Annotated in this window: 15 protein-coding genes; 6 read left to right on the plus strand and 9 right to left on the minus strand. The window is 71.2% G+C overall.

Annotated elements, in window-relative coordinates:
• Nucleotides 1–43: 43 nt before the first annotated feature.
• The 4 genes from AWQ70_RS17865 to AWQ70_RS17880 all read left to right on the plus strand — a co-directional run bounded on the left by AWQ70_RS17865 (nucleotide 44) and on the right by AWQ70_RS17880 (nucleotide 3,765).
• On the plus strand, nucleotides 44–619 hold the full coding sequence (locus tag AWQ70_RS17865) for a TetR/AcrR family transcriptional regulator (RefSeq protein WP_067177371.1): 576 nt from the start codon (nucleotides 44–46) through the stop codon (nucleotides 617–619).
• 133 nt (nucleotides 620–752) lie between these two features.
• Nucleotides 753–1,655 (plus strand): 5'/3'-nucleotidase SurE, encoded by a 903-nt coding sequence (gene surE / locus AWQ70_RS17870; protein ID WP_067177373.1) that lies wholly within the window; start codon nucleotides 753–755, stop codon nucleotides 1,653–1,655.
• Nucleotides 1,656–1,736: 81 nt separating this feature from the next.
• Nucleotides 1,737–2,429, plus strand: coding sequence for an alpha/beta fold hydrolase (locus AWQ70_RS17875; RefSeq protein ID WP_067177374.1), 693 nt, complete (start codon nucleotides 1,737–1,739; stop codon nucleotides 2,427–2,429).
• 97 nt (nucleotides 2,430–2,526) lie between these two features.
• On the plus strand, nucleotides 2,527–3,765 hold the full coding sequence (locus AWQ70_RS17880) for an MFS transporter (protein WP_067177375.1): 1,239 nt from the start codon (nucleotides 2,527–2,529) through the stop codon (nucleotides 3,763–3,765).
• 170 nt (nucleotides 3,766–3,935) lie between these two features.
• Here the strand turns inward: AWQ70_RS17880 and AWQ70_RS17885 are convergent, their stop codons facing one another.
• Nucleotides 3,936–4,529 (minus strand): TetR/AcrR family transcriptional regulator, encoded by a 594-nt coding sequence (locus AWQ70_RS17885; RefSeq protein ID WP_067177376.1) that lies wholly within the window; start codon nucleotides 4,527–4,529, stop codon nucleotides 3,936–3,938.
• A gap of 186 nt (nucleotides 4,530–4,715) precedes the next feature.
• On the opposite strand from AWQ70_RS17885, the gene AWQ70_RS17890 reads away from it, so the two are divergent.
• On the plus strand, nucleotides 4,716–7,109 hold the full coding sequence (locus AWQ70_RS17890) for a glycoside hydrolase family 3 protein (RefSeq protein ID WP_306303405.1): 2,394 nt from the start codon (nucleotides 4,716–4,718) through the stop codon (nucleotides 7,107–7,109).
• 42 nt (nucleotides 7,110–7,151) lie between these two features.
• Here AWQ70_RS17890 and AWQ70_RS17895 read toward each other — a convergent pair whose 3' ends face one another.
• Nucleotides 7,152–8,468, minus strand: a complete 1,317-nt coding sequence (locus AWQ70_RS17895) for a sensor histidine kinase (protein WP_067177380.1) — start codon at nucleotides 8,466–8,468, stop codon at nucleotides 7,152–7,154.
• Nucleotides 8,468–9,142 (minus strand): response regulator transcription factor, encoded by a 675-nt coding sequence (locus AWQ70_RS17900; RefSeq protein WP_067177381.1) that lies wholly within the window; start codon nucleotides 9,140–9,142, stop codon nucleotides 8,468–8,470. The genes AWQ70_RS17895 and AWQ70_RS17900 overlap by 1 nt, the downstream gene beginning before the upstream one ends.
• Before the next feature lie 142 nt (nucleotides 9,143–9,284).
• On the opposite strand from AWQ70_RS17900, the gene AWQ70_RS17905 reads away from it, so the two are divergent.
• Nucleotides 9,285–9,644, plus strand: a complete 360-nt coding sequence (locus tag AWQ70_RS17905) for a hypothetical protein (RefSeq protein WP_067177382.1) — start codon at nucleotides 9,285–9,287, stop codon at nucleotides 9,642–9,644.
• A 92-nt stretch (nucleotides 9,645–9,736) separates the two neighbouring features.
• On the opposite strand, the gene AWQ70_RS17910 is transcribed toward AWQ70_RS17905, so the two are convergent.
• The 6 genes from AWQ70_RS17910 to AWQ70_RS17935 all read right to left on the minus strand — a co-directional run bounded on the left by AWQ70_RS17910 (nucleotide 9,737) and on the right by AWQ70_RS17935 (nucleotide 16,934).
• Nucleotides 9,737–10,606 carry a bile acid:sodium symporter family protein gene (locus AWQ70_RS17910; protein ID WP_067177384.1) on the minus strand — a complete coding sequence of 290 codons (870 nt, stop codon included), beginning with the start codon at nucleotides 10,604–10,606 and terminating at the stop codon, nucleotides 9,737–9,739.
• A 255-nt stretch (nucleotides 10,607–10,861) separates the two neighbouring features.
• On the minus strand, nucleotides 10,862–12,196 hold the full coding sequence (locus AWQ70_RS17915) for a Dyp-type peroxidase (RefSeq protein WP_067177386.1): 1,335 nt from the start codon (nucleotides 12,194–12,196) through the stop codon (nucleotides 10,862–10,864).
• A 23-nt stretch (nucleotides 12,197–12,219) separates the two neighbouring features.
• Nucleotides 12,220–13,236, minus strand: coding sequence for a hypothetical protein (locus AWQ70_RS17920; protein WP_067177387.1), 1,017 nt, complete (start codon nucleotides 13,234–13,236; stop codon nucleotides 12,220–12,222).
• A 43-nt stretch (nucleotides 13,237–13,279) separates the two neighbouring features.
• Nucleotides 13,280–13,813: a hypothetical protein gene (locus AWQ70_RS17925; protein ID WP_067177389.1), complete on the minus strand. Its 534-nt coding sequence runs from the start codon at nucleotides 13,811–13,813 to the stop codon at nucleotides 13,280–13,282.
• 247 nt (nucleotides 13,814–14,060) lie between these two features.
• Entirely contained in the window at nucleotides 14,061–14,897 is an 837-nt protein-coding gene (locus AWQ70_RS17930; protein ID WP_245647025.1) for an EamA family transporter, read from the minus strand.
• Nucleotides 14,898–14,921: 24 nt separating this feature from the next.
• Entirely contained in the window at nucleotides 14,922–16,934 is a 2,013-nt protein-coding gene (locus AWQ70_RS17935; RefSeq protein ID WP_067177394.1) for a phosphocholine-specific phospholipase C, read from the minus strand.
• Nucleotides 16,935–16,946 lie beyond the last annotated feature (12 nt).

Genomic DNA, 16,946 nt, shown 5'->3' on the forward strand with positions numbered 1-16,946 from the left:
CCGTACCGAGCGCCTGGAGCAGATCGCCGAGGCCACGCTGCGCGTGGCCGAGCGCGAGGGGCCGGCGGCGATCACCATCCGGGCGGTCGCGGCCGAGCTCGGGGGCTCGACCGCCGTGGTCACCAATTACCTCGCGACCCGCTCCGACCTTCTGGTCAACGCCATCCGCCACGCGCAACGCGGTTGGCGGGAGGACCTGGACAGCCATGTCAATCCGCATGAGGGGGCGCAGCGCCTGCGCGCCTACATGGCCTGGTCGTCGGGCACCGTCGGCCACGACCGCGCCGTGCGGCAGATATGGCTCGACGTCGCCGCCAAGGCCGAGACGCGGAGTGCGGCGTTCGAACTGCTCCGCCAGGACGCCGTGGAGCATCACCGGATGCTGCGCGCCGCCGTGGCCGAGGCGGGCGTGTCCGACGCCGACTTCGCTGCCGACGTCCTCTACCTGATGCTCCGCGGTTTCTATTTCGCCAGCACGGAGGACCCGGAACTGTGGACGGACGGGCGGGTCGGTGCGGCCATCTCCCGGCTGACCGATCTGTTCATCGCCGGCCGGGGGACGCGTATGGACGGCGCGGACGAGACCTCCGCCGAGGCGGACGGAGCGACGGAGCGGTAGCCGGAACACCCCGCGACGGATCACGGTCCGACGCGATATATGTAACGACCCGATAACAAGATCTACCGAGTACTCGGTCTGATGGCTCATGCTCCTCGTCAGCGATACCTTTCGCGAGATTCGGAGCCCCCCCATGAAGCCGAACCGCCGACGCACCGCCTTCCTCGCCGCCGTGGCCGTGACCACGGTCGCCCTTCCCACCGCCTCCGCCGTCGCCGCCCCGCGTCCTGACTCAGCCGGGCCGCTGACCATCCTGCTCAGCAACGACGACGGCTACAGCGCTCCAGGTATCAAGGCCGTCTTCGACAAGCTCACCGCCGCAGGACACGACGTCACCATCGTGGCCCCGGCCGCCAACCAGAGCGGCGCGAGCGCCAAGCGCACCGTCGAGGACGGCCACCAGGTCACCGCCAAGAAGGTGTCCGACAAGGTCTGGGCCGTGGACGGCACCCCGGCCGACTCGGTCCTGTTCGGCCTCGGCCACGTCCTCGCGGGCGGCAAGGTCGACCTGGTCGTCTCCGGCACCAACTTCGGGCAGAACGTCGGCGGCATCGTCAACAACTCCGGCACCGTCGGCGCCGCCGTCACGGCCATCGACCTCGGCGTGCCGGCCATCGCGGTGAGCACCGAATTCGACTTCGACGACATGCGGAACACGATCGCCAACATGCCGGCCACCGCGGACTTCGTCACCCGGCTGGTCGCGCGCCTTCAGCGCACGGCGCGCGGCGGGCGCCTGCTGCCCAGGCACGCCGGTCTGAACGTCAACTATCCGACGCGTCCCGGTCTCGCCGCGCCGACCGGCGTCGCGTTCACCCGGCAGAGCCGTGAGGAGCTGTTCGGCGTGGCCTACGAGCCGAGCGGCGGCGACACCTTCACGATGAAGGTCTCCTACGCCGAGACCGAGGGCGAGGCATGGAGCGACCTCGCCGCCCTCGCCAGGGGCAAGGTCAGCATCACCCCGATCGACGCCGACTGGACGGCCGACCCGGCGACCTACGGCGCGACCACCGCACGCCTCGGAGGCCTGCGCTGACCCGCTACGACATTCTGCGGGAGGCGCGGCGGGACCCGCAGCGCATTCCGCTCCGTCTCGACACGACTGTGAGGTGATCGGATGTTGCACACCCGTGAATGGGGCTCGGGCGACCGGGTCGCCGTGCTGATCCACGGAATCATGGCCGACTCCCGCTGCTGGTGGCGGGTCGGCCCGGCGCTGGCCGAACGCGGTTACCGGGTCGTCGCCGTCGACCTGCCCGGCCACGGGCTCAGCCCCCGCGCCCAGGAGTACACCCCGGAGCTGTACGCGTCGGGCGTTCTGGAGTCGGTACCCGCCGAGCCCGACGTCGCCATCGGCCACTCGCTCGGCGGGCTCACCCTGGCGGTGGCCGTCGAACGGCTCCGGCCGGGCCGGGCGGTCTACTCCGACCCCGGGTTCCGGTTCCCGAAGAGGGACGACGTGGATCTCGGCGCGATGCTGGCCGCGGCCAAGGACCAGACCGTGGACATGGTGCGGCGATTTCACCCCGGCTGGTCCGCCGAGGAGTGCGCCCTCGAGGTCGAGATGCTGGCGCGGTGGGATCCGGCCACCGCGCTCGCGCTCGGCTCGTTCGCCGGCACCGACTTCACACCGGAGCCCGTGGTGCCGTCACTGGTCCAACTGGCCGACCCGAGCGACCTCGTCCCCCCGGAGGCCGCCGACGCCCTGGCCGCGAAGGGCTTCGACGTGCGGGTCGTGAAGGGCGCCGAGCACACGATCCACCGCCACCTTTTCGAGGACTTCATGGCAGGTCTCGACGGCTGGATCTAGACCGTCCCGGTACGGCCCCCGTACGAGGCGAGCCGCCGCGCTCCTCCCGTCCTGAGACCGTCGCACCCACTGATGCCGATCACCCCCCTGGAGCATCATGACCGTCAGGACCACCCCCCAAAGGACGAGCCAGGCCGGCCTCTTCGGGCTCCTGTTCGTCGCCAACACCGCGATGTTCGCCGTCTACTTCGGGGTGGGCGGCCCGCTCGTGCAGACCGCCGTCGAAGCCGCCGACCCCGTCAACAAGGTGTCCAACGCCGGCATGGTCGCCGCGATCAGCGCGATCTTCGCCACCCTGTTCAACCCGATCGGCGGCGCGCTCTCCGACCGCACGCGCTCCCGGTTCGGCCGCCGCAACCCCTGGCTGCTCGGCGGCGCTCTGGGCGCCTTCGCCGCGCTGTGGTTCCTCGGCACGGCCGGCGGCGTCGTCGTGATCCTGGTTGCCTGGTCGATCGCCCAGGCGATGATGAACCTCTTCCAGGCCGCGCTCACGGCCATAGTCCCCGACCGCGTGCCCAGGGAACTGCGTGGCACCGCCTCGGCCGTCGCCGGCATCGCCACCTCGGTCGCGGCCATCGTCGGCACCCAGATCGCGGCCGCGTACATTGGCTCGATCGCGGGCTACCTGCTGCTGGGCGCGGGCGTCGTCGCCTCGGCGGTGCTCCTGGTGCTGTTCAGCCGGGACCCCCGTCCCGGGGAGTACGAGATCGCGGTCAAGGAGCGCAGGAAGCCGCTCGCCGCGCTGGCGGACTTCGTGTCCGCCCTGAAGCACCGCGACTTCATGTGGGTGTTCGTCGGCCGCGCGCTGATGAACCTCAGCTATTTCATGGTGCTGATGTTCCAGCTCTACATCCTCCAGGACTACATCCCGCTCCCCCGGGGCGTGACAGCCGTCGGAGGCGTGGCGACCCTGACCATGGTCAACACGATCGCGTCCGTCATCGCCACCCTGATCGGCGGGCCGCTGGCCGACAAGCTGCAGCGCTACCGGATGTTCGTGTTCATCTCCAGCGCGGTCACCGGGCTGGCCACGCTGATCCTGCTGCTGTCGCCCACCTGGACCGGAATGATGATCTTCATGGCGGTCAACGGGGTGAGCTTCGGCGCCTACTACGCCGTCGACACCGCCCTGGTCACCCTCGTCCTGCCCAACCCGGAGAACGCCGCCAGGGACCTGGGGGTGCTCAACGTCGCCAATGCCGGGCCGCAGATGATCGCGCCGCTCGCCGCCGCGTTCTTCATCGGCCTGGGCGGCTACCCGACGCTTTTCATTGCGTCCGCCGCGGTGGCGATCGTGGGGGCTCTGACCGTGCTCCGCGTCAGGTCGGTGCGCTGAGCCGTATCCGCCGGGATCGGGGCGACGACCGCGGCGACGCCGTGTCGCTTCATCGTCGGCCCCAGGCCATCTCCGCCGAGGAGGGCAAAGTGCCTCTTCGTCGTACTCGCCGCAGCGGCTGCCGCCGCACGGGCGAGGGTCCTCGCGGCGAGTGCGAGCCGCATGGAGTGCTATTCGGAGACCGATCGGCGGGCTCTCAGGAGGGAGAGGAAGGCGCGGAACAGCCCCGGCATGTCGATGTCGTCGGGGGCGAGCAGCCACTGGAGCTGGAGTCCGTCCATCACCGCGAACATCAGGGGCGCGGCCTGCTCGGGCGTGAGACCGGCGGGCAGCTCGTCGCCGAGCTCGGCGCGGATCACCTCGGCCATCCAGGCGCGGGAGGTTCCGTAGCGCTCCTTGAAGAAGTCCCTGGCCGGGTGGTCCTCCAGCACGCTCTCCGCGGAGAGCACGGTGAAGGACTGCACGATGCCCCGGCGCTGCGCGTTGTACTCGACGAGGCCGGCCACGGTCTCCAGCGTGATCGCCCCGCCCTCTCCCGGCAGCACGAGTACGTCGAGGTTACGCTCGTCGCGCAGCCGCAGCACCTCGGCGAGCAGCCGGTCCTTGCTGGGGAAGTAGTGCAGCACTCCCTGCTGGCTGAGGCCCACCCGCTCGGCGATCGACGCGATCGACGCCCCCGTGTAGCCGCGTTCGGCGAACACGTCGAGCGCGGCCAGCAGGATCTCCTCCCGCCGGTTCTCGCGTGCCCCTCGGCGCCGCACCATGGATCACTCCCTCTCGTCGCGCCGAGCCTAACGCGATCAGTGGGCATAACGATTGCATCTCGCAACCTACCGACTATTCGGTAATCGTGGGCATACTCCGGGGGAAGCGGATCACAGCGAGGTCGAGCAGATCGGCGTGATCGCGGGCAGAGTTCTGGTCACTCACATCGAGGGGGTTCGCTGACCGTGTCGGCAACCGAGCGCGACGACGTCGTGGAAAAGGCACTGAGCAGACTCGACCTCGACACCAAGGCGCGCATTCTGGCCGGACAGGACATGTGGCGCCTGCCGGCGGCGCCCGACGCCGGCCTGGAGCCGATCATCATGTCGGACGGGCCGATCGGCGTACGGGGCGCCCGATGGACAGCCGACGAGCCCTCCGTCGCCCTGCCCAGCCCGACCGCCCTCGCCGCGACCTGGGACGTGCGGCTGGCCCGGCGCGTCGGCGAGCTGCTGGCCCAGGAGGCCCGCCGGAAGGGCGTGCATGTGCTGCTGGCACCGACCGTCAACCTGCACCGCTCTCCCCTCGGCGGGCGCCACTTCGAGTGCTACTCCGAGGATCCGGTGCTGACCGGCGAGATCGCCGCCGCGTACGTCACCGGAGTCCAGGAGGGCGGCGTCGCCGCCACGGTGAAGCACTTCGTGGCCAACGACTCGGAGACCGAGAGGATGACCGCCGACGTCCTGGTCGGCGAACGCGCCCTGCGCGAGCTCTACCTGGCGCCCTTCGAGGCCGTGGTGAAGAAGGCGGGGCCGTTCGGCGTCATGGCGGCCTACAACAGCGTCAACGGCCCCACCATGACGGAACACGACGAGCTGCTGAACGGGGTCCTGCGCGGCGAGTGGGGATTCGACGGCGTCGTCGTCTCCGACTGGACGGCCGCCCGCCACACAGTCCGCGCCGCGCTCGGCGGGCTCGACATCGCCATGCCCGGCCCCGCCACCGTGTACGGCCCGGCGCTCGCGGCGGCCGTACGCGCCGGCGAGCTGGACGAGGAGGTCGTGGACGAGCACGCGCGCCGGGTGCTCACCCTGGCCCGCCGGGTGGGCGCCCTGGAGGGCGCGGGCCCCGCCGACCCCGTGCCGCCCGTGGACGGGGAGGCGCTGGCCCGTGAGGTCGCGGCGGCGTCGTTCACGCTGCTGCGCAACGACGGCGTGCTGCCGTTCGGCCCGGACACGAGCGTGGCCCTCATCGGGGGAGCGGCGAAGGAGGCCCGGGTGATGGGCGGGGGCAGCGCCCAGGTCTTCCCCGCCCATGTCGTGTCGCCGTACGAGGGGCTCGCCGCCGCGGGAGTCCCGACGGCGTACGCCCGCGGCGCCGATCCGAGCGACCGGCTCAACCCCGCCCGGTTCCCGCTGCGCGCGGTCTGCCGAAGTGAGGACGGGCGGGTGCTGGCCGATCTCCCGCTGCCCGAGGGGACGATCCAGTGGCTCGGCGAGATGCCGGACGGCGTCGCCTTCGCGGACCTGCGCGGCGTCGAGATCACCGGCACGTTCACCCCCGAGGTCGGAGGCGGCCACCGGTTCTCGATCGAGGGGGTCGGCCGCTTCCGGCTCGTCGTCGGCGGGCGGACCCGCTTCGATCAGGTGATCGCTCCTGAAGGAGACGACCCCGTCGCGATGTTCATGGCGCCGCCGCGCACCGTCGTCGATGTGGAGCTGGCCGCCGGCGAGCCGGTGGACGTGCGCCTCGAACACCCGGTGCCCCGGTCCGACCTGCTGTCCTTCCCCTTCGTCGGCGCCACGCTCGGTCACCGGGAGCCCTCGCTCGGCCCGGACGAGCTGATCGAGGAGGCCGTACGGGCCGCCGCGGCGGCGGACGTCGCCTTGGTCGTCGTGGCGACGACCAAGGAGGTGGAGAGCGAGGGCTTCGACCGCACGTCGCTGAAGCTGCCCGGCCGCCAGGACGAGCTGGTATCCCGGGTGGCCGCCGCCAACCCGCGGACCGTCGTCGTGGTCAACGCCGGCTCACCCGTGGAGATGCCGTGGCGGGACGAGGTCGCCGCCGTCCTGCTCACCTGGTTCCCCGGCCAGGAAGGCGGTCACGCTCTGGCCGACGTGCTGCTCGGCCGCGGCGAGCCGGGCGGCCGCCTGCCGACCACCTGGCCCGCGGCGCTGGCCGACTGCCCGGTCGTCGACGTCGCCCCGGTCGACGGCGTGCTGCGCTACGAGGAGGGCGTCTTCGTCGGCTACCGCGCCTGGGAGCGGTCCGGCAGGGCTCCCGCCTTCGGGTTCGGAGCCGGCCTCGGATACACGACCTGGCACTACGAGTCCGCCGAGTACGCCGACGCGACGCTCACCGTGCGGGTGCGCAACACCGGCGGCCGCACCGGGCGCGAGGTGGTGCAGGTGTACCTGGCGCCCGCGGCGCCCGACGCGTCCCGGCCCGCGCGCTGGCTGGCCGGGTTCGCCGTCGCCGAGGCCGGCCCCGGCGAGACCGCCGAGGTGTCCGTGGAGATCCCGCGCCGCGCGGCAGAGGTCTGGAGCGCGGGCGGATGGCGCCTGGTCTCCGGGGACTACGTGCTCCAGACCGGGCATTCGCTCGACGACATCCGTCTCACCACCGCCCTGACCCTGTAGGGGAGCACGCAGGACGGGGGCGGGAGCCGAGGACGTCGAATGTCATTCATCCCTTTTGTGCATCGAGGCCGCGGTGCCGGGCTGTGGCACCGCGGCGAGCCGCACGACGAGACAGGCTCCCGCCCCGCGGTCGGTGACGGACACGGTTCCGCCGTGCAGGAGGGCGATCTCCCGCACGATCGCCAGCCCGAGCCCCGATCCGCCCGAGTCCCTCGTCCGCGCCCAGTCGAGTCGGGTGAAGCGCTCGAACACCGCCTGGCGATGCTCGGGAGGGATGCCCGGCCCGTCGTCGCGCACTTCGAGCAGTGCCACGCCGTCCTCGTTCGCGACGCGCACCTCGACGGTTGAGCGGGCATGCCGTACGGCGTTGTCGACCAGGTTGGTGACCAGACGGGCCAGGTGGGCGCGGGAGCCGTTGACCACGACATCGGGCTCGACGGCCAGGCGGACCCCGACCTCCGGGCGGGGGCGTGGGCGCAGGGACTCCTCGGCGGCCACCTGCCCGAGGTCGACCTCGTCGTCGCGGGGAGGTTCGCCCGCGTCCAGCCGGGCCAGCAGGAGCAGGTCGGCCGCGAGCGACTGCAACCGCTCAACGTCGGCGAGCGCCTCGGCCGGCTCCGATCGGGCGGCCAGCTCCAGGCGGGTGCGCAGCGTCGCGATCGGGCTGCGTAGTTCGTGAGCCGCATCCGCGACGAACCGTTTGTGCTGCTCGACGGCGTTCTCCAGCCGATCCAGGGTGGCGTTGACCGTCCGGGCGAGCGCCGCGATCTCGTCCCGCGTGCTCGGCACCGGGACCCGCTGGTGCAGATCGCGGGCGGTGATGTCGGCCAGCTTCGCCTGGATCCCGGATACCGGGACCAGCGCTCTGCCCATGACGTACCACGTCATCCCGGCGACGAGCAGGAGCAACGCGGGGACTCCGAAGATCAGCAGGCGGTTCAGGGTTCGCAGGGCGTTCTCCGCCGGTTCCAGCGAGCTGCGCGCGGTGACCGTCAGGACGTCGTCGCCGGTCGTGGCGGCCGCGCTGGCCACCACGTAGCCCGCCGTGTCCCAGCCCGTCTGCGATGGTTCGGTCGAGTGGCTGACCCGAAGGTCGGGGTCCTCGGCGATCGCCGCGCCGGGTCGTTCGGTCGCGGGCGTCGCGGGGCTCACGGTGGCCGCCGGAGAGACCGCGGACAGGGCGTCGGCCACTGTCGCGGCTCGCCGCGCGGCGTCCTGTTGTGCGCTCTGCCGGAGGTTGCCGTGCAGCACCGTCCTCAGTACGGCCGAGGCCCCGCCGAGAGCGACGGCCACGATGAGGGTGGCCGCGATGGTGGCGCGCAGGCGTACCGACCAGCGCGCGGGCAGGTGGACCCGCATCAGAGCCGCCCGTCCAGCCGGTAGCCGGCACCGCGCACGGTCACCAGGGACGAGCGGCCGAAGGGAGCGTCGATCTTCCGTCGCAGCGCGCTGATGTAGACCTCGACGATGCTGGGATCGCCCGCATATGTGAAGTCCCAGGCCTGTTCGAGCAGCTCCGCCTTGGAGACCACCTCGCCGGCTCGCCGGGCGAGGCCGTGCAGTACGGCGAACTCCTTGGGCGTGAGCGCGATCTCGGTGCCGCCGCGACGGCACTTCATCCCGGCCGGATCGATCACGAGGTCGCCGACCGTGAGCGCGACAGGCCGCTCCCTGCCGCCCCGCCGTACGAGCGCGCGCAGCCGGGCGAGCAGCACCACGTAGGAGAACGGCTTGGACAGGAAGTCGTCCGCTCCCGTGTCGAGCGCCTCGGCCTCGTCGTACTCGCCGTCCTTGGCCGTCAGCATCATGATCGGTGTCCAGTTCCCGGCCTCGCGCAGGCGGCGGCAGACGGCGTACCCGTTCATGCGCGGCAGCATGACGTCGAGAACGATCGCGTCGTAGGTGTTCTCGGTGGCGAGCCACAGGCCTTCGGTGCCGTCGAGCGCGATGTCGACGGCGAAGCCCTCGCTGGCCAGACCGCTCTTCACGAGTTCGGCCAGCCGCCGCTCGTCCTCCACCAACAGCACACGCATGCCTGAAGCATGTACGAGTCCACCTGAAGCGAACCTGAAGACCCCTTCGGCCGGCTTCAGCTTCGCTTCAGGTGGCGGCTGACAGCATCCTCCCGTCCGATACGGGTCGATCCCGACGGATCGACGACCAAAGGAGATGTCAATGCTCAGCAAGCGCGCACGGCTGGCGCTTTCGGCCGGTGTCCTCGGCGTGGCGCTCACCACCACGCTCGCCGCCGCGGCCAGCGCCGACGAGGCCCCGCGGCCCGCGCCGGTCGTATGCGAGAACGCCGACGTCACGGTGACGGAGAAGGACGGCAAGCTCGTCGGCATCGTGGATGGCAAGGAGGTGGAGGCCACGGCCGCCGCCGTGGTCACGCCCGCGAAGTCGGTGCCCGCGACGTCCGGAGCGGCGGACAGCGGAACCGGCGCGGGGGACGCCTCTGCCGCCGCCTCGGTGGCGGTAGCGGCGGCCGTGTCCACGCCCGCCCGCACCTGCGTCTCCAGCGCCGCTACCGAGTAGGCGCCCGCGCATGGCCGTACCGGCTTCCGGTACGGCCATGCGCCCGCCGGTTGGGACAGGTGAGGCGGCATCCGGCCGACGGGGCGCGTGCTTCACGTAGTGCCGCGGCCACGCCCGCGGGTGAGCAGCGCGGCGATCGGTATGGCCGCCGCCAGGCCGCTGAGCAGCACCGCGGCAAGCGCTCCCAGGACGGCCGGATCGTTGCCGAAGGCGATGCCGGCGGCAGCCAGCGCGGGCCCCGCGTTACGCACCGCCGTGACGCCTCCCATGGTGGTGCGGCGTACCGGAGATCCGGTGGCCAGCACTGTGCCGACGGCGAACGCGACGACGGACAGGACGAACCCCGCCAGCAAGGTGCGTGAGCCGAGGAGCCCGACGACGTCATGCCAATTGCCCGCCAGCATGCCCGCCAGCACGATCACGAACGTCACGTTCGACACCTTGACCGCCACGGGGTGCCACGATCGCGCTGTGGGCGGCGCGTAGCGACGCAGTATCAGCCCGATGGCGAACGGTACGAGCTGCAGGATGGCCACGGTCCGCACCAGCGCGGCGACGTCGATGGAGACATTCGCGCCGGCATGGGCCGCCGAGAGGATGCCGTTGCTCGTCAGGCCGAAGGTGATGCTGCCTGCGGCGGCGAGCAGCACCTGCATCGCCGCGCCCGCGACCACGTCTCCGGTTTGCACCATGGCGAGCTTCGCCCCGAACGGCCCGCCCGGTGACGACGCGACCAGGACCAGCGCCGTGAAAGCCGCCGCGGGCAGACCGAACAGAGCGGCGATGCCCCAGCCCAGCAGCGGGACGATCACCAGGTTGGCCGTCAGCGCCAGCAGGAGCAGTGGGAGGTCGGCGAGGACGGCACGCAACGCCGCCGGCGTGGCTCCGAGACCGGCGGCGAACATGGTGGTCGCGATGAAGATCACCGTGACCGCGTTGAGGAGCAGATGCAGCGTGTCCATGAGGTCCGTCCACCCTGGTGATGACGGTGCCCGGCGATGCCGGCCGCCCATCGGTCGTGTCTGACAAGTCGAGCCCTACCGCGCACGACCCGGCCGGCGAGACCTCCTCAGGCTCGACGTCTCCACGGGCCGAGAAGCCGCTCGGCGGGAAGCTCCGCCCGAGCGGCTTCTCGGTCCGGCGATGCCTCCGTCTGGATCCGTAGCACGAGGCGGCATTCGCCGGGACGCTCCCTGACGCGGCTCGGCGCCGCGACCTCAGTCTTCGAGGTCACCGAGCCAGCGCATCGCGTTCAGCCCGGGCATGAAGCAGTACTCGCCGCCGCGCGTGACGACGAACCGCGGCAGGGAGTGCACCCGCCGTCGCACCGGCCGCCGGGGGATCGTGAACTCGCCGTCGCCGTCGGCGGATCCGACCACCGGGTCTCTGGCGTTCCCGGCGCCGAAGAAGACGCCGTCGTTCATCCATTGGGACTGGACGAACTCGAACTGCCGCCCGAGGTGCGCTCCGATGAAGGTGAACATCAGCCCGCGGTCGGCCCCGTCGTCCTCCAGGACCCCCTCGGGCAGCGGCGGGCCGTACACGGTGCCGCGCCTGATCATCCGGTGCAGTCTCGGCGCCCCCGCGACCGCGGCGTCCCGGGGGTTGGCCCGTCGGATGTGGCAGCCGGGAGGGGTGGTGAATCCCGCCGGATCGTCTTGTTCGTAGAGGAAACGGTTGTTGCGGCGTCGGTCGGCGCCGAGGACGGGGTCGTCGCGCAGCGGGCTGAGCGCCAGCGGAGCGCCGCTGCGCCAGCGTCCCATGATCTTGGCCGCGAGCAGCTCCTCGTCCTCGGGGCCGGTGGAGTTGTCCTTCAGGTACCGCCGGAACACGGCGACACGTTGGTGGAGTTTGCGGAAGGCGACATAGGTGCCGTTGCGTCCCAGCACCTCGGGCCGCGGGGTCTGGACGCCGCCGAGCTCGTCGCGGTAGCCGAGCACGAACTCCCCGGCCTTGAGCGGCGCTTCCAGGGGGTTCGAGCCGGCGATGCCGCTGCCTTCGACGGCCGGGTGGCTGATGCCGTCACGGTAGCCGAAGGGCTCGGTCTCGGTCGGCAGCGCGTAGCAGTCCTGCCGCCAGACCGCGACCACGCCGGGCAGGTGCCGGAACGCCGGGCGGGCGTGATCGACGGCCGCTTCGAGCTGGGCGCCGTCCGGCGCGAGCGCCACCAGCACCACGTGGACGTCGGGTGTGCCCAGTGGCGATTCCCAGTTGGCGGGGCCGCTCTCGCCGGTGTCGCCCAGCGCGTTCGCCCGTGCGGCCATTCCCTGCCGGAACTCCCAGGCGAACGTGTCCAGCGACTCCCGCGCCACGCCCAGCGCGGCGAGGCCGTGGCAGGTGAGCGCGATGCTCACCCAGGTCTCGCCCAGGGGACTCATCGAGTCGGTGGCCGCGGTCACCACCTCGCTCGCGCGCCGCATCAGCTCCCGGCCCTGCGCGCGGTCGTCGATGCGGAACAGGATGTACGTCGCCGCGTACGGCGTCGGCCGAGGGCTGAGAACCCCGCGCTGGATGTCGTCGAGTTCGAGGGCGGTATGGGTCTGCTCGGTCACGAATCCTCACCTCCTCCCCGGCGCTATTTGGACGAGACGATGTTTCTCCAGAAGTTGCGCAGGCTCTCGTCTCCGCCGAACAACGAGCTGAAGATCGTGGAGTCCGCCAGGAGTATGTCGCCGCCGCGGTCACCGGTCGGGGGCATCCACAGGAACATGTTGAACTCGGTGTTTCCCGCCTCGGTGAACGGGTGCGGCTTGGACAGGTCGATCGGCTGCCTGCCCAGCACGTGGACGGCGTCCGGGTCGTCCGTCGTGACGGCGTAGTGCGGCAGGTGCAGGTGGAAGTTGAAGGTCGTCACCCCGTCCAGCCATCCCTTGGTGTCCAGATCCCTCGCGATGGACAGCGGGGCGATCTTGCCGGGTCCATGTGCCGCGGGACGCAAGCCGTAGCGGTTCTCCACCGGCACGCCGAGCCCCTGCATCAAGGAGCGGGTGTACCTGCCGAACCGCTGCTGGCGGGGGACCAGAAGGTCGCCGTGATGGTGGTACTCCATATCGCGCACGGCGAGGTCGTCGGAGGCCCCGACGTCGTGGTGCGGCCCCAGGACCAGGCAGGTTCCCTCCCGGTCGACGAACTGCCGCAGCGCCTCGATCTCCTCCGGCGCGGCCTCCTGCCCGGTGACCATGTGGTCCAGCCCGAACACGAACAGGGTGTCGGTGTCCGCCAGCACCCGCTCGTCGAGCGGGGTGCGGAAGCCGGCCTGATCGATGCGCTGGTACACGGGCACGGGGTGTCCGGTGGTCTCCTCGACGAACTGCTGGAACGGCACCCAGGCCCAGAAGAACAGCTCAAGGGTCCCGGCGATGCCCTGCTGGAAGCGCATCGGGTCGGACCACTTCGGGTCCTCGTACGCGGGCCAGGCCACGCGCCGGACCTCGGTCATCGTGGAGAACCGGTTGTCGAGCTCGGCCGGGTTCCGGCCGGCCTCGGCCGGGTAGCTCCATGCGACGTAGATGCTCACACGCCGGCGTCCGGGCGTGTACTCGCGCGGCACATGGTTCTGGTTGTAGGTACGTGCGGTCCTGAACTCACTCATCACGTCTCCATTGACGGCGTTGCGGGCGGGCGGTGGCCCGGCCTCACTGCAGTTGGTCGAGCATCTCCGACAGGGCGCTCTTGATCCGCAGCGCCTTCTTGATCTCGTCGGCGGTGACGTACGGGTATTCCCCGTACTCGATGAAGCTCGGGCACTGGTGCTCGCGGACGAACCTGATGAACGCCTCGGGGTTCGTCCTCCAGTCCTCGGGGAACCCTTCGAGGTTCTCGAAGGCGGTGCTCACGCCCGACTTGGTGAACAGCGCGATGGCGTCTTCGGTGTACTTGTCGAAGTCGGTGTCGAAGATGCCCTGGTACATGAAACGGGTGTCGTCGTCGAAGAGCACCCAGCGCAGGTAGTGCAGCTTGAGCGGCGCGAGGAGGTACGGATCGCCCTCCAGCGCCTTCGCCAGCGTGTGGCCGTAGTTGCGGATCGCCTCGGCCCGGCCGGGCTTGACCTTGGCGATGACAGTGAACCCGTAGCAGGCCGGGGTCCGCGGAAAGACGGGACCGTATTTCCCCTGCTCGAGATGGTCGGTTTCCTTGGGAAGGACAACTGCCTGTGGTTTGATCTCCATGCTTCTCCCTCCGTCACCGGTCAGTGGGGGGAACGCGCCAGAGCAGCTAATCGGACAATACCCCCAGGTCGGGATAAGTGGGACGTAAGTGCCTCGGGGTGCCGCGTTCCGCCACTCCTCGTCGAAGGCCGCGACGAACCCGTTCGTGCGGGAGATCGGGGTCGGCCGGGCCGTGCATCCGCCGGTGGCCCTCGGCTCCCGACCGCTGCCGAGAGCCGCTCGTCCGGCCGGCCGTCGGTGGCGCGGCTCAGTGCACGGACAGCAGCACGACGCCGAGGGTCACGACTCCGGCCGCGGCGATACGCAGGCGGCCGAGCCGTTCGGAGAAGAACACCGCGCCGATGAGCGCGCCCCACAGGATGCCCGTCTCGCGGAGCGCCGCGACCTCGGCGAGCGGGCTCCGGGTCTGGGCCCACAGCACCAGGCCGTAGCCCAGCATCGAGATCACCCCTCCGGCGGCGGAGACCCGCCAGCGGTCGCGTAGCGCGGGCAGCACCGACCGGCCGCGTACGGCCGTCATCATCGCGAGGACGAGCACCCCTTCGATGGCGAACATCCATGTCGTGTAGCCGAGCGCGGTCCCGGACCTGCGTACGCCCATGCCGTCCACCACGGTGTACGCCGCGATGGTCGCCCCGGTCAGGACGGCCGCCGTCACCGCCGCGCGGGACGGCATGCGTCGCCGTCCCGTCCCGGCGAGTGCCAGCGCCGCCAGCCCGCCGCACATCGCGGCCAGGCCGCACACCTGGGGGACCGTGAGCGTCTCCCCCTGGAAGGCGGCCACGGTCGCGACGAGCAGTGGAGCGCTCCCCCGGGCGATGGGATAGACCTGACCGAAGTCCCCCAGGTCGTAGCAGCGGATGAGCAGCAGCATGTACACCAGTTGCAGCGCGATCGAGACGATCTCGTACGGCCAGGCCTCGGCCGCGGGAGGGGGTACGAAGGGCAGCAGCGGGAGGCAGATCAGCGACTGGGTGATCCCGATGACGCCGAAGGCGGCGTGCCGGTCGGACACCGCCTTGGCGAGCGCGTTCCACGTGGCGTGGAGTGCTCCGGCGAACAGCACCGCGACGGCGGCAAGCACGATCAACCCCCGGGAGCGAAGGCGTCAGCCGGAGACGCCGGCATGGCCGTTTTCGAGGTGGCCCATGACCCGCCGATGGAAGGACGGGTCCTCGGTGACGGTCAGCCGCAGGTCGTACCAGCCGGACGCGGTGTCCCAGTCGAGGACCGTCCGGTCTCCGGCCGCGACGAGCACCTCGCGCCGGCCGGAGCCGTAGGCGAGCGCTTCGAGCGTGAACGTCAACGGCACCGGTCCGGGGTTGGCGATCGTCAGCGAGAGCCGGTGGCCCGCACCGCAGGAGGACACCGCCACCCGGGCGGCCGAGCCGGTACGGGAGCCGGCGAACTCGCGCCGGAACCCGTTCGGGCCGGTGAGGATCAGCCGGTATCCCTCCGCCCCGGCGGGCACGGTGACGAACTCCGCGCCGAGCACGTCGAAATGGCGCGGGGACGCGAATTCCCCGGCGTACGGATAGAGCGCGAAATGGCTGCCCCGATCCCCGACGTCGGTCATGGTGACGATCAGCCCGTCGTCCGCCAGGACGGCGGACGCCTCCGGCCGGTAGGGCAGCGGCCGGGCGGGCCGCGTGCCGGGCTCCTGACTGGCGAGCCGCCCTTCCGCGGGGGGCGTCGCCCGCCAGCGCACACGGAACGGCGGGACGGCCACGGCCGTGCCGGTGTCCGGCACCCTGGGCGTGGGCGCGGGGCGCGCGACCGGGGTGAAGTCGAACGCCGAGGTGAGATCGCCGGCCACGCGCCGTCGCCACGAGCTGATGTTGGGCTCGGCGACGCCCAGCCAGCGTTCCACGAACCGGATCGTGGACGTGTGGTCGAACACCTCGGAGCAGACGTGCCCTCCGGCGGTCCACGGCGACACGATCGTCATCGGCACCCGGTAGCCGAGCCCGATCGGGAGCCCGTCGACGAACTCGTCCTCGGTGCCTTCCGGCGGCAGCGGAGGCGGCACGTGGTCGTAGAACCCGTCGTTCTCGTCGAAGGTGAGGAACAGCGCCGTCCGCTCCCAGACCGACGGGTGCGAGGCGAGCGCGTCCAGGATCTCGTGGACGAGTCCGGCGCTGTGCGCCGGGCTGGACGGATCGGGGTGCTCGGAGTACGCCTCCGGCGCGACGATGTAGGAGACCTGCGGAAGCCGTCCCTCCGCGACATCCGCGCGGAAGGACGCGGCGAGCCGCCCCGGCGCGACCCTGGACAGTCCCCGCCGGTAGGCGTCCAGATCCGCCGGGGCGAGCTGCGCGACTCCCTTCTCCAGCGCCGCGAGCATCTCCTCACGCTCCCGCTCGGGCAGCCCGGCGATCGACGTGTAGAAGGAGTGCAGGCTCCGATGGGGCGTGTGGGCCAGGGCCGCACGCGCGACCCTCTTGAAGGACGCGAAGAAGTCCAGCGAGTTGCACTGGTAGTTGTCCCACTCCTGGTAGACCCGCCAGGTCCTGCCCGCCGCCGTCAGCCGCTCGGGGTAGGAGGTGTGGGTGTAGCCGGGGTGGGTGTCCTCGACGCAGGCGTCGTTCGCCGTGGTGCGCCGCCCGGCCGGCTCGTGCCCAACGGTTCCCGACCAGTGATAGAGGCGGTTGGGGTTCGTCGGCCCGAACATCGAGCAGTGATAGGCGTCGCACAGGGTGAAGGCGTCGGCCAGCTCGAACTGGAACGGCAGGTCACGACGGTCGAAGTGGACCATCGCGCCCGGTCCCTTGCCCGCGATCCAGCCGTCGTGCCAGCCGTCGCCCCGGGTCCGCTGCCCGGTGTCCCATTCGTGGTCGACGCCCTCGACATATTGGAGGTCGCCTTCGGTCAGGTCCCGGTCACCCGTACCGGCGCGTACGGAGTAGGGGAGGACGCCGGACTGCTCGAACACCGGCCGGCCGTCCGGCAGCGTGACGGCGTTGCGGTCACCGAACCCGCGCACTCCGCGCAGTGTCCCGAAATAGTGGTCGAAGGAGCGGTTCTCCTGCATGAAGAACACGACGTGCCGGATCGAGTCGAGCCCCCCGGGCGGCACCGGCCGGGCCAGCGCCGCCCGCAGGGACGAGGGAAGTGCAGACAAGGAGGCGGAGGC

Origin of the sequence: Microtetraspora niveoalba, from assembly GCF_001570405.1 — a bacterium.
Taxonomy (GTDB): domain Bacteria; phylum Actinomycetota; class Actinomycetes; order Streptosporangiales; family Streptosporangiaceae; genus Microtetraspora; species Microtetraspora niveoalba.

Coding starts and splice junctions, on each gene's coding strand:
- surE (WP_067177373.1), top strand. CDS start 753: ATGAAGCCGAACCGCCGACGCACCGCCTTCCTCGCCGCCGTGGCCGTG.
- AWQ70_RS17875 (WP_067177374.1), top strand. CDS start 1,737: ATGTTGCACACCCGTGAATGGGGCTCGGGCGACCGGGTCGCCGTGCTG.
- AWQ70_RS17880 (WP_067177375.1), top strand. CDS start 2,527: ATGACCGTCAGGACCACCCCCCAAAGGACGAGCCAGGCCGGCCTCTTC.
- AWQ70_RS17885 (WP_067177376.1), bottom strand. CDS start 4,529: ATGGTGCGGCGCCGAGGGGCACGCGAGAACCGGCGGGAGGAGATCCTG.
- AWQ70_RS17895 (WP_067177380.1), bottom strand. CDS start 8,468: ATGCGGGTCCACCTGCCCGCGCGCTGGTCGGTACGCCTGCGCGCCACC.
- AWQ70_RS17900 (WP_067177381.1), bottom strand. CDS start 9,142: ATGCGTGTGCTGTTGGTGGAGGACGAGCGGCGGCTGGCCGAACTCGTG.
- AWQ70_RS17905 (WP_067177382.1), top strand. CDS start 9,285: ATGCTCAGCAAGCGCGCACGGCTGGCGCTTTCGGCCGGTGTCCTCGGC.
- AWQ70_RS17910 (WP_067177384.1), bottom strand. CDS start 10,606: ATGGACACGCTGCATCTGCTCCTCAACGCGGTCACGGTGATCTTCATC.
- AWQ70_RS17920 (WP_067177387.1), bottom strand. CDS start 13,236: ATGAGTGAGTTCAGGACCGCACGTACCTACAACCAGAACCATGTGCCG.
- AWQ70_RS17925 (WP_067177389.1), bottom strand. CDS start 13,813: ATGGAGATCAAACCACAGGCAGTTGTCCTTCCCAAGGAAACCGACCAT.